Annotated in this window: 12 protein-coding genes and 1 pseudogene; 5 read left to right on the top strand and 8 right to left on the bottom strand. The window is 63.9% G+C overall.

All coding sequences use genetic code 11. The features are described from left to right. Positions 1 to 23 precede the first annotated feature (23 nt). Complete coding sequence (locus X741_RS143865) at positions 24 to 2,105, top strand: membrane protein (protein ID WP_023779572.1); 2,082 nt, start codon at positions 24 to 26, stop codon at positions 2,103 to 2,105. Positions 2,106 to 2,355: 250 nt separating this feature from the next. On the opposite strand, the gene clpS is transcribed toward X741_RS143865, so the two are convergent. The 4 genes from clpS to X741_RS143885 form a co-directional block, all read right to left on the bottom strand. Continuing rightward, positions 2,356 to 2,661, bottom strand: coding sequence for an ATP-dependent Clp protease adapter ClpS (gene clpS, locus X741_RS143870; RefSeq protein WP_013893445.1), 306 nt, complete (start codon positions 2,659 to 2,661; stop codon positions 2,356 to 2,358). A 242-nt stretch (positions 2,662 to 2,903) separates the two neighbouring features. Beyond that, complete coding sequence (locus tag X741_RS143875) at positions 2,904 to 3,233, bottom strand: hypothetical protein (RefSeq protein ID WP_023779570.1); 330 nt, start codon at positions 3,231 to 3,233, stop codon at positions 2,904 to 2,906. A gap of 162 nt (positions 3,234 to 3,395) precedes the next feature. Next, positions 3,396 to 3,641, bottom strand: a complete 246-nt coding sequence (locus X741_RS143880; protein ID WP_023779569.1) for a hypothetical protein — start codon at positions 3,639 to 3,641, stop codon at positions 3,396 to 3,398. A gap of 36 nt (positions 3,642 to 3,677) precedes the next feature. Further along, positions 3,678 to 3,977, bottom strand: a complete 300-nt coding sequence (locus X741_RS143885; RefSeq protein WP_023768007.1) for a hypothetical protein — start codon at positions 3,975 to 3,977, stop codon at positions 3,678 to 3,680. A gap of 318 nt (positions 3,978 to 4,295) precedes the next feature. Between X741_RS143885 and X741_RS143890 the strand changes: the two genes are divergently transcribed. Then, positions 4,296 to 5,015 carry a response regulator transcription factor gene (locus X741_RS143890; protein ID WP_023768006.1) on the top strand — a complete coding sequence of 240 codons (720 nt, stop codon included), beginning with the start codon at positions 4,296 to 4,298 and terminating at the stop codon, positions 5,013 to 5,015. Then, the gene (locus tag X741_RS143895; RefSeq protein WP_023779568.1) at positions 5,012 to 6,421 is read left to right on the top strand and encodes an ATP-binding protein; all 1,410 of its coding nucleotides are present in this window, start codon (positions 5,012 to 5,014) and stop codon (positions 6,419 to 6,421) included. Before X741_RS143890 ends, X741_RS143895 begins: the two co-directional genes overlap by 4 nt. A gap of 69 nt (positions 6,422 to 6,490) precedes the next feature. On the opposite strand, the gene X741_RS143900 is transcribed toward X741_RS143895, so the two are convergent. The 4 genes and pseudogenes from X741_RS143900 to X741_RS143915 form a co-directional block, all read right to left on the bottom strand. Further along, the gene (locus X741_RS143900; protein WP_023779567.1) at positions 6,491 to 6,724 is read right to left on the bottom strand and encodes a hypothetical protein; all 234 of its coding nucleotides are present in this window, start codon (positions 6,722 to 6,724) and stop codon (positions 6,491 to 6,493) included. An 87-nt stretch (positions 6,725 to 6,811) separates the two neighbouring features. After that, complete coding sequence (gene choV, locus X741_RS143905; RefSeq protein WP_013893438.1) at positions 6,812 to 7,993, bottom strand: choline ABC transporter ATP-binding protein; 1,182 nt, start codon at positions 7,991 to 7,993, stop codon at positions 6,812 to 6,814. Further along, positions 7,990 to 8,920: pseudogene (locus X741_RS143910) on the bottom strand (ABC transporter permease subunit). Before X741_RS143910 ends, choV begins: the two are co-directional and overlap by 4 nt. A gap of 137 nt (positions 8,921 to 9,057) precedes the next feature. Continuing rightward, on the bottom strand, positions 9,058 to 9,993 hold the full coding sequence (locus X741_RS143915; protein ID WP_023779566.1) for a choline ABC transporter substrate-binding protein: 936 nt from the start codon (positions 9,991 to 9,993) through the stop codon (positions 9,058 to 9,060). Between the two features lie 379 nt (positions 9,994 to 10,372). Between X741_RS143915 and X741_RS143920 the strand changes: the two genes are divergently transcribed. Further along, complete coding sequence (locus X741_RS143920) at positions 10,373 to 10,984, top strand: thymidine kinase (RefSeq protein ID WP_023779565.1); 612 nt, start codon at positions 10,373 to 10,375, stop codon at positions 10,982 to 10,984. 122 nt (positions 10,985 to 11,106) lie between these two features. Next, positions 11,107 to 11,496, top strand: a complete 390-nt coding sequence (locus X741_RS143925) for a cytochrome c family protein (RefSeq protein ID WP_023779564.1) — start codon at positions 11,107 to 11,109, stop codon at positions 11,494 to 11,496. Positions 11,497 to 11,570: the final 74 nt, after the last annotated feature.

Below are 11,570 nucleotides of genomic sequence, written 5' to 3'. Positions count from 1 at the left end.
CCCCACAATGCGGAGGGCAAGGTATGAACTGGTCGATCTCCTTCGAGCCGCTGATCTCGTCCTGGCCCTTGCTGGCCTTGGTGCTGGTGCCATTGGCGCTGCTTGCGCTCGTCGGCCTGTGGTTTCGCCAGCGCGGCGGTGTCCTGCGCTTCGTTGCCCTGCTGGCGCTCGCCGCCGCCCTCTTCAACCCGGTGTTCCTCAACGAGGAGCGCGAGCCGCTGAAGAGCGTCGTCGCCCTGATCGTCGATCGCAGCCAGAGCCAGGACATCGGCGACCGCACCAGGCAGACCGACGAGGCGCTGGCCGGCCTGCAGCAGCGGCTTGGCCGCTTCAAGCAGTTCGACGTTCGCGTCGTCGAGGCCGGCAAGTCCGAGGCCGCCGAAGAGCGCACCGAGACGCGCCTGTTCGGCGCGCTGGAAGGCGCCTTCCGCGACGTGCCGCCATCGCGCATCGGCGGCGCCATCATGGTCACCGACGGCGAGGTGCATGACGCGCCCCCCGGCGCGCCCGATTTCAACGCCCCGCTGCATGCCCTGATCACCGGCAACGATCACGAAAAGGACCGCCGTATCCGCTTCGAGAACGCGCCGCGTTTCGGCCTCGTCGGCAAGCCGCTCGATATGACCTATCGCGTCATCTCGACGGAGAACGAGACCGGTCCGGTCGATGTGCGCGTCTCGGTCAATGGCGAGCAGGTCGCGGTCGAGCATGCTACCGTCGGCCAGGCGATGCCGCTGCAGGTGACCATCCCGGGCGCCGGGCGCAACATCATCGAACTCGCCATCGATCGCGAGCCGGGCGAACTGACCGACACCAACAACCGCGCCATCGCGCTGGTCGACGGCATCCGCGAGAACCTGCGCGTGCTGCTGGTTTCGGGCGAGCCGCACGCGGGCGAGCGTACCTGGCGCAACCTGTTGAAATCCGACGCCTCCGTCGATCTCGTCCATTTCACCATTCTGCGGCCGCCGGAAAAGCAGGACGGCACGCCGATCAACGAATTGTCGCTGATCGCCTTCCCGACGCGTGAGCTGTTCGTCGAGAAGATCAAGGATTTCGATCTCATCATCTTCGACCGCTACCAGCACCGCGACGTGCTGCCGATCCTCTATTACGACTACATTTCCGAATATGTCGAAAAGGGCGGCGCGCTGCTGATCGCCGCCGGCCCCGAATATGCCGGCGAAAGTTCGATCGCGCGCACGCCGCTGATGTCGGCCCTGCCGGCCATGCCGACCGGCGAAGTGGTCGACAAGGCCTTCTATCCGCGCCTCACCGATCTCGGCCAGCGCCATCCGGTGACCCGCGGCCTCGACGGTTCGGCCACCGAGCCGCCGCACTGGAGCCGCTGGTTCCGGACCATCGGTGTGCAGAACCCGCAGGGCGAAGTGGTGATGAAGGGCGCCGACAACCGGCCGCTGCTGCTGCTCGACCGCAAGGGCGAAGGCCGTGTCGGCATGCTTCTGTCGGACCAGGGCTGGCTGTGGGCGCGCGGCTTCGAGGGCGGCGGTCCGCATGTCCAGCTCTACCGGCGCATCGCCCACTGGCTGATGAAGGAGCCCGAGCTGGAGGAAGAGCGGCTGACCGCCGATGGACGCGGCATGGTGCTGGAGATCCGCCGCCAGACGATGGCCGACGACCCCGGTCCCGCGCAGATCATCACGCCCTCCGGCAAGACCTTGACCGTCAAGCTCGAGAAATCCGAACCCGGCGTCTTCCTCGGCAGCGTCGAGACCAACGAGATCGGTCTCTTCCAGGTCGCCAATGGCGACCTCACCGCGCTCGCCCATGTCGGACCGGTCAACGCACCGGAATTCTCGGATGTCATCTCCACCGAAAACCGGTTGAAGGCGCCGGCGGAAGCGACCGGCGGCAGCGTGCGCCGGCTGGCGTCATCCTCCGCCCTTGGCGGTGATGTGACGCTGCCCTCAATCGTGCCGGTGCGCTCGGCCGGCGAAGCCTCCGGCAGCGACTGGATCGGCCTGCGCACCACCGATGACAGCGTGCTCAAGGCCGTCTCGCGCGTGCCGCTGTTCGGCGGCTTCCTTGGCCTCGGCCTGCTGCTCCTGGCGATGGGCTCGATGTGGTATCGCGAGGGACGGTAAGCTTCCTTCTCCCCGTCACTATACGGGGAGAAGGTGCCGGCAGGCGGATGAGGGGCAGCGCCAGCCTTCGCGATCTTCACTACTTGCGTAAATGACCATTGTCGGCGCCGCCCCTCATTGTCCTGCCGGACATTTCTCCCCGTATAGTGACGGGGAGAAAAACGCTGTCGTGCCCTACTCCTCCGNCCCCTCATTGTCCTGCCGGACATTTCTCCCCGTATAGTGACGGGGAGAAAAACGCTGTCGTGCCCTACTCCTCCGGCTCTGTCGTGAACAGCAGCGGGTAGCCCTTGGCCTTGCCGGCGTCGGTGGCCCGCGTCGCCTTGGTTTCGGCGACATCCCTGGTGAAGACGGCGACCACGCAGACGCCGCGCTGGTGGGCGGTGATCATGATCCGGTGCGCCTGGTCTTCGCTGAGCTTGAACTCGCCCTTCAGCACCGTCACCACGAATTCGCGCGGCGTGAAATCGTCGTTGATGAGGATGACCTTGTAAAGCTTCGGCCGCTCGGTTTGCGGCTTGACCTTGGTGCGCGGCTTTGTGGTGATTTCAGGCATTGGAACCGACAGTTTCGCGATCGGGCTTCGGTCTGCATTTTGCCACGGGCGCCAGCGATCGTCCATTTTGATCGGCGCGCAACCCGATAGAGCAATTCCAGGAAAAGTGTGAAACGGTTTCCCGTCCGGAATTGCGTAAAACAAAGGGTTAGAGCAGTTTGCCGTTTCCATGAAACGGTGAACTGCTGCTAACCGACATGACGCGACCGTTCACAATCATGTGGGCAGTTGCCGGCCGCGGTTCAACGGTCCTGGCGGCCGAAGATGTGGCGGCCTGAAGCTGGCCGCGAGCTGCCGGCATCCGCCCGGCGTTCCATCCAGGCAGCGATCGGCCACGCGACAACGCAGATCAACGTCACGCCGGTGAGCATGATCAGCAGCCAGGTCTGTGCCGGCGTGATGTAGTCCCAGTTGCTGGAGATTGCCGGTGCAAACAGCGAAGGCTCGGTCCGTCCGCTCGCCGGATCCGGCACCGGGCTGGCGGAAAACAGAATCAGCACCCTGGCGACACCGGTGGCAACGAGGCCGCCAATTGCCATCGAACGAAAAATGGACGAAAGCCGCTTCTTCATGCGGAATGTCCTACACCGCCGGCGTTGCAGACAGGTTAAGTGCGATCGAGGAGGCTGGCTGTGGGCCACTGGTGTTCAGCCGCTCGATCAGGCGCTTGGCAGAAGGCCGCCCCAGCCGGTTGCGGCTGGAACGGCCTTGATAGGAAGCTGTCTTCGACCTGATCAGGCCTTCGGAGCAACCGCCGGCTTGGCCTTCTTGACGACCTTCTTGGCGGCGACCTTCTTGTGCTTGACCTTCTTCACGACCTTCTTCGGAGTAGCCATGGCATCGGCAGCCGGAGCGGTGGTGGTGGTCGTAGCGGCAGCAGCCGGAGCGGCGGTCGTGGTCGTTGCGGCGTTGCCGAGAGCCGGCATCGCGAAAGCGAGAGCGACGGCGAGACCGGTGGCGGAGAGGACGGACTTCTTCATAGCTTCATTTCCTTTCTGTGCGGGTCGATTTGAGTGTCACTGAACTGGGTCGTTCGGTGTCACTCCAAGCAGCTTCAAAGCATTGGCGAGCATCCGGATGCCCTGCGCCTGTTTCTTGGCGGCGCAGTACCGGTTGCCCTTTCTCTGAAGTGCCTTTGCCGCGGTGACCTGCGTGGCCGTGGCGTGGGTTTCGAGGGCTTCATCGAATTGGTGGCTGAGATTGGCACACCGCTCGCTCCGGCTGAGCGTCACCTTTGCGTCCGATTGTCCGACAGAAGCGGAGGCGAGGCTGACGCCCAGCAACACACCCAGCAAACTGATCGGCAATCTTGGCATCGGTTTTTCCGTGAACCCGGAGACTTGCGTCGCGGCCAATGACCTGACCGCCACGACACCGTTATGCCGCCCTACTTTTTCAGGAGTTTTTCCCGATTGTAGAATTTTGTTTCTGGATTGTGTCTGGCCGGCCCGGCTGGTGCATATCGCCCAAAAGTGGTTCCGGTTTTGGGCTTTGACGCGGCCATTGCATTCGGTGTGGAGAAGGCGGAATTCGTTCTTCCTTGAAATGCAAGGCACTGGCCAACATATGGCCCGAATTCTATCGTGTGGCTCACCGGCCAAGAATGACTTGGCCGGCAACCGGGACAGGCACCTGTGAAATCCGATGCGCACATACTGATCGTCGACGACGACAAGGGCATCCGTGACCTGCTTCAGGAATTCTTCCAGAAGCGGGGCCTGCACACCTCGGTCGCGGCCGACGGAATCGAGATGGAAACGATCCTGCGCCGCGCGCAAGTGGATCTAATCGTGCTTGACGTGATGCTGCCCGGCAAGAGCGGCCTGGAACTGTGCCGCGACCTTCGCGCCCAGTATTCGACGCCGATCATCATGCTGACCGCCGTCACCGAGACGACCGACCGCGTGGTCGGCCTGGAGATGGGCGCCGACGACTATGTTCCCAAACCCTTCGACCCGCGCGAACTCCTGGCCCGCATCCGCGCCGTGCTGCGGCGCAACGGTGCCGCCGCCGAACCCAAGCGCCCCACATCCAAGCAGATCTACCGCTTCGCCGGCTGGACGATGGACTGTTCGCGGCGCCGGCTGACCGCGCCCGACGATGTCAGGGTCGAACTGACGATGGCCGAGTTCAACCTGCTGCAGACCTTCGTCAAGAGCGCCCAGCGCGTGCTGACCCGCGACCAGCTCATCGAGCTTTCCGGCGGCGACAGCGACTATTCCTTCGACCGCAGCATCGACATCCTGGTCAGCCGGCTGCGGCGCAAGATGGAAGACGACCCCAAGACGCCGAAACTGATCCTCACGGTGCGCAGCGGCGGCTACCAGTTCCTGCCCGAGACGATCTCCGAATGAGACGTTTCCTGCCGCAGACCTTGCCTGTCTGGGTGCTGCTGATCGTCATCGCCGGCCTGCTGATCAGCCAGGTCGCGACCCTCTACATCGTGTCGCGCGACCGTGCCGCGGCCAACGACGTGGTCGACCTCTACCGCCTCAACGACCGCGCCTTCTCGCTGGTGCAGCTGATGCATGACGCCACGCCGGAGGAGCGCAAGGCGACCGCGACAGGCCTGTTCAATTCGACTTATGCGCTGACTGTCTCGGATACGCCCGCGGTCACCTCCTCGATCGCCGGCGACGACGAACTGGCCGAGCTCGAGGACATCCTCGTCGGCCGGCTGTCGAAATTCGGCATCACCGACGCGCGCGTTCGGCGCGACCCGGCGACGCGCGAGGCCGATGACGCCGGCGGCACCCAGCCGGGGCCCGATATCGGCCAGGTCGAGCGCGACCTGCTGGTGCTGGCCGCCAATTTCGCCCAGAGCGACAAGCTGACGGCATCGCTGCGCTTCGCCGACGGCCAATGGCTGAACTTCACCGAGCCGATCACACCCATCGGCCCGATCCTGAGCGTCGACAGCCTGCCGCTCTATTCGCTGATCGCCGGACTGGTGGTCATCATGTCGATCTGGTCGCTGCGCCGGCTGACGGCGCCCTACCGGATGATGGAAACCGCCGTGAACAGGATCGGCAAGGACCTGAAGAGCCCACCCATCGCCGAATCGGGCAGCCGCGAGGTCCAGGCCGCCGCCAGGGCGATCAACGCCATGCAGGCCCGGCTGCGCGAATATGTCGAGGACCGCGAACATCTGGCCGCCGCACTCGCGCATGACCTGCGCACGCCAATGACGCGGATGCGGCTGCGCCTGGAGCTGTTGCGCAAATCGGCGGTGCGCGAGGCGCTGGCGCACGATCTCGCCGACGTCGAGAGCATCGCCAGTTCAGTGATCGACTTCGCCACCTTCGAGGTGACCGAGGAGAAGAGCGAACGCATCGACTTCTGGTCGCTCGTGGAATCGATCGCCGATGCCTACCCGGACGTCTCCTTCGATAATGACGATACTCGCTCGCGCGGCTTGATCTGCATGGCTCGGCCGGTTGCGCTGAAGCGCTGCGTCACCAATCTGGTGCAGAACGCCGTCACCTACGGCAAGAAGGCGCATCTGAGCCTGCATCGTTCCGACCGCACGATCACCCTTGCCATTCGCGACGAAGGACCGGGCATACCGCAGGCCCAGATCGATGCCGTGTTCGGTTCCTTCGTGCGCCTCGAACAATCCCGCAACCGCCAGACCGGCGGCCTCGGTCTCGGCCTCACCATCGCCCGCAACATCGCCCGCGCCGCCGGCGGCGAGATCCGCCTGTCCAACCATCCTGCCGGCGGCCTGCTAACGGAGCTGCGCTTGCCGCTGGCGGCCTGACGCGGGTCGTCCAGAATGCCGGCCTCGCAAGAGGCGCGGCGATCAGGGATGGTCCCCGTTTGCCGATTTTCAACGGATGGCGGCGATTTTCCATGCCAGCAGGGCAATTATTGCCATCACGCTGGACAACGTTGCCCAACCGTGCCGCCCGAATGCATGCAGGACAAGAACCGCCAACGCGGCACTGACTGCCGCGAACGCCCCTTCGATATAAAAGAGCTGGTTTGCACTCAGCGGCGTACCGGTCGCCCCGCCGATCCTGAAGAATTCCAGGATCGATCGCATCGCGATCACAAGCAGCATGCCGAGCGCCGTTTGAGCGACCCGCGGTTTAGAAAGCCAATTCCGAATCCGCTTCAACGCGCCCTGTCCCTGCAAGACCGCGCTCGACTACCGCCGCAGCACTGCGCTCAGCACATCCCTGATGCCGATGGCGCCGACGAAGCGGGACTGGTCGTCGAACAGCGCCACCGGTGCGGTCTGCGAGCGGTGCATGGCCAGCATCACCGTTTTCAGCGATGTGCCGGGATTGGCCCAGAACACTTGCGCTGCTTCCTCCGACTGGGCTTCGACATCGGCGCAGGACATCCACACCGCCGGCTTGCCGTCGCGTTCGGCCGCCGCCACCAGCCCGTGGTCGTCGATCTTGAAGCGCGTCGTCTTGCGCCGGTCGAGCCACACCCAGCCATTGTCGCCATGCTCCAGGTCGCGGCGGTCGCGCATCACGTTCCAGGCGGTCAGCACCGACAGCGGGTTCACATTGGCGATGAAGTCGCGGACATAGTCGTTTGCGGGACGCAGCACGATGTCTTCGGGCGCGCCGGTCTGGACGATGCGGCCACCCTCCATGATGGTGATATGGCTGCCGATCTTCAGCGCCTCCTCCAGATCGTGGCTGACGAAGATGATGGTCTTCTTCAACTCTGCCTGCAGCTGCAGCAACTCGTCCTGCAGCTTGGTGCGGATCAGCGGATCGAGCGCCGAGAACGGCTCGTCCATCAACAGGATCGGCGCTTCGGTGGCGAAGGCGCGCGCCAGGCCGACGCGTTGCTGCATGCCGCCCGACAGCTCGTGGGCGTATTTGTTCGACCACTGGTCGAGATTGACCAGCTTGAGCTGCCTGTGCACGCGCTCCTTGCGTTCGGCGTCCGGCACGCCGGCGAGTTCGAGGCCGAGCCCGACATTTTCCTCCACCGTGCGCCACGGCAACAGGCCGAACTGTTGGAACACCATCGCCACCTGCTTCTGGCGCAGGCGCCGCAATGTGGCCTGGTCGCACGTGACGACATCGACGATCTTGTCGCCGTCCTTGACCAGCACCTGGCCACGCGACACCACGTTGAGCCGGTTGACGGCCCTGAGCAGCGTCGACTTGCCGGAGCCCGAGAGGCCCATCAGCACCGAAATCTCGCCTTCGTGCACGGTGAGGCTGGCGTCGGCGCAGCCCAGCACATTGCCGGTCTTCTCGAGGATTTCGGCGCGGGTCGCGCCCTTGTCGATCATCGCCAGCGAGCCCGCCTGATCGGCGCCGAAGACGATGTCGACGTTCTTGAAATCGACGGCGACGGTCATTTCTTGCCTCCAACGCCAATACGGGTCATCCGGTCGAGCACGATTGCAAGCACGACGATGGCTAGACCGGCCTCAAGCCCGAGATCGATGCGGCGCGAGCCGAGCGCGCGGTTGATTTCCGTGCCGAGGCCGCCTGCGCCGATCAGTGCGGCGAACACCACCATCGACAGCGACAGCATGATCGACTGGGTCAGCCCCGCCATGATGGTGGGCAGCGCCGAGGGCAGTTCCACCTTCCACAAAAGCTGGCTCTTGGTGGCGCCGAACGCCTCGCCGGCTTCGATGATCGACTTCGGCACCGAGACGACGCCGAGATGGGTGAGCCTGACCGCGGTCGGGATGACGAAGATGATGGTGACGATGAGACCGGGCGCATTGCCGAGGCCGAACAGCGTCAGCACCGGGATAAGGTACACGAAGGTCGGCAGCGTCTGCATCAGGTCGAGCACCGGCAGCATGATGCGGTAGACCTTGGGCTTGTGCGCCGCCCAGATGCCGAGCGGCACGCCGATGGCCATCGCCATGGCGGCGGCCGCCACGACCAGCACCAGCGTCTGAACCGTCTGCTTCCAAAGGTTCTGGTTGATGATGAAGATCAGGCCGAGGAACACGCCGATGGCGAGCGGTCGAGAGCGCTGCAGCAGCCAGGCGACGACAGCGATGACCAGCGCCAGCAGCACCGGCGGCACCATCAGCAGGATGCCGACCAGCCCGTCGAGCAGNGGCGACGACAGCGATGACCAGCGCCAGCAGCACCGGCGGCACCATCAGCAGGATGCCGACCAGCCCGTCGAGCAGGAAGTTCAGCCCATTCGAAAAGGCCCTGAACACGGTGTCGAAATTGTCTGTGAGGAAACCGAAGAACGCCTTTCCCCAGGCGCCGATCGGAATCTTGTGATCGACCATGAATTTCGAAATCGGATCCATATCGCCCCTCTCAGACGCGAAGCCGCCCTGCCCTCGGCCTCAGCTCTCGCAACGTCATCTTGTCACAGCATATGAAAAAGGGCAGCCTTTTCCAGTGGCTGCCCCCTTCTTTCGGCTACGCCGAAACAAAAGCCGGCTCAGCCTCCGAGCGCGGTCTTGATCGCGGCCGCGGCGTCGCCGCCGTCGAAGGTGGTCACGCCGGCGATCCATGGCTTGACGGCGTCCGGATTTTTCTTCAGCCAGTCGGTCGCAACCGTGTTGGCGTCGCCGCCTTTCAGGATGGCGTCCATCATCTGGCCTTCCATATCCAAGTTGAACTTCAGATTGGCGATGAACTTGCCGGCATTCGGGCATTCGGTGGTGTAGCCCTTGCGCGCGACGGTGTAGACGGTGGCGGCGCCGAAACCGCTGTCGCCCATGCCGTCGAGATAGGTGATCTTCATGGCGCCCATCACCGGATGCGGCGTCCAGCCGAGGAAGGCGATCCACTCGTTGTTCTTCATCGACTGCTCGGCCTGCGTCAGCATGCCGGCCTCCGACGACTCGACCAGTTCGAAGCCTTCGAGATTGTCCTTCGGGTTCTTGATCATGTCGAGGATGATGCGGTTGCCGTCATTGCCGGCCTCGATGCCATAAATCTTGCCGTTGAACTTGTCCTTGAACTTGCCGATGTCGGTCAGCGACTTCACGCCGGCGTCCGCGACATAGGTCGGCACGACGATGCCGTAGCCGGCGCCGGTCAGGTTGGTGCTGATCGTCTCGACCGAACCGTCGGCGGTGTAGTCCTTGATGTCGTTGGTCATCGACGGCATCCAGTTGCCGAGGAAGACATCGAGATCCTTGTTCTTCAGCGACGCCATGGTCACCGGCACCGACAGCTGGATCGTTTGCGGCTCGTAGCCGAGCGCGGTGAGCAGCACCGAGGCGACGCCGGTCGTCGCCTGGATGTCGGTCCAGCCGACATCGGAGAGACGCACGGCCTTGCAGCTTTCCGGATCGCCGGCAAACGCAGCACTCGTGGACAGGAAGGCCGCCAGGCCGAGGCCGGCGACGAAGGAATTCATACGCGACATAGACAGTCTCCCATTGTGATTCTTTGGCGAAGCGCAATTACGGTTTCTCTGCCCGCCTTGTTTCGCCAGCCAAACACCATTCTGTTGTGGTTTCAAGCGGTAAGGCAATCACGATCAACGGCGCGGACTGGCCCATCAGCGACACGGTTGACGCTTTTGTTACGCGAGGCGGCTTTTTCAGGGGAATGCGGCGGCGGCCCCTCCCCGCGCCGAGCCAAGTCGGCTTAAGGTCTGTTTAGATTCAGGTCAGGCCGCGCCGAAAATGGTGGGTTCCGAGAACCAAGCGGAGCGTACTTTTCGTACGTGAGCATCGGAAGCGCAGGGAGCCGCCATTTGCAGGCCGGCCTCACCTGAATATCAACAGACCTTACAGGGCAATATGGCCAAGCTTTACTTCCACTACGCGACGATGAATGCGGGCAAGACGACGATGCTGCTGCAGGCGTCGTATAACTATCGCGAGCGCGGCATGACGACGATGCTGTTCGTCGCCGGCCACTACCGCAAGGGCGACAGCGGCCTGATCTCGTCGCGCATCGGGCTGGAGACCGAGGCCGAGATGTTCCGCGACGGCGACGATCTGTTCGCCCGCGTCGCCGAGCATCATCAGCGCAGCGCCGTGCATTGCGTCTTCGTCGACGAGGCGCAGTTCCTGGAGGAGGAGCAGGTCTGGCAACTCGCCCGCATCGCCGACCGGTTGAACATCCCCGTCATGTGCTATGGCCTGCGCACCGATTTCCAGGGCAAGCTGTTTTCCGGCTCGCGCGCGCTGCTGGCCATCGCCGACGATCTGCGCGAAGTCCGCACCATCTGCCGCTGCGGCCGCAAGGCGACGATGGTCGTGCGCCTCGGCCCCGACGGCAAGGTCGCCCGGCAAGGCGAACAGGTGGCGATCGGCAAGGACGTCTACGTCTCGCTCTGCCGCCGCCACTGGGAGGAAGAGATGGGCCGCGCCGCGCCCGACGACTTCATCGGCTTCATCAGGAACTGACCGGGATGGCAACCTCGCCCAGGCTTTGTGCAACCGGATCGGGCATCAATCCCGCCGCGATGCAGCGTTTGTTAAGGCGTAGGCCCTATAAGCCGTCAGCCGAAACCACCTGGAGGTCAGCCATGCTTCGAGCCGTCTCGTCAGCCAGCATCCTTCTGCTGGCCACCTCGATTGCCGCTCTTGCAGGCGGTGATCCCGTGCAAGGCAAGTACGTCTTCAACCGCTGCATCGCCTGCCATGAAGCAGCCACCGACCGCGACAAGGTCGGCCCGCATCTAATGGGTGTCGTCGGCCGCACCGCCGGCAGCGCCGAAAGCTTCCTTGGCCACTATTCGGAAGCCATGAAAAACGCCGGCGCCGCTGGTCTCGTCTGGGACGAGGCAAACCTTGCCGGATACCTCAAGGCTCCCAGGCTGAAGGTGCCCGGCAACAAGATGGCTTTCGGCGGCCTCGGCAGCGACGACGACATCGCCAACGTCATCGCCTATCTGAAGGCCGATCCCAAGCCCTGAGCAGCATGATGGCGCCGGCTGACGCCCGGCATGGAGCGGCTGCTGCAACTGGTCAGTTGTTGTCCGGCTTCAGG

Source organism: Mesorhizobium sp. LNHC221B00, from assembly GCF_000502935.1.
GTDB lineage: Bacteria > Pseudomonadota > Alphaproteobacteria > Rhizobiales > Rhizobiaceae > Mesorhizobium > Mesorhizobium opportunistum.
This window is presented reverse-complemented; position numbering and strand designations above follow the sequence as displayed.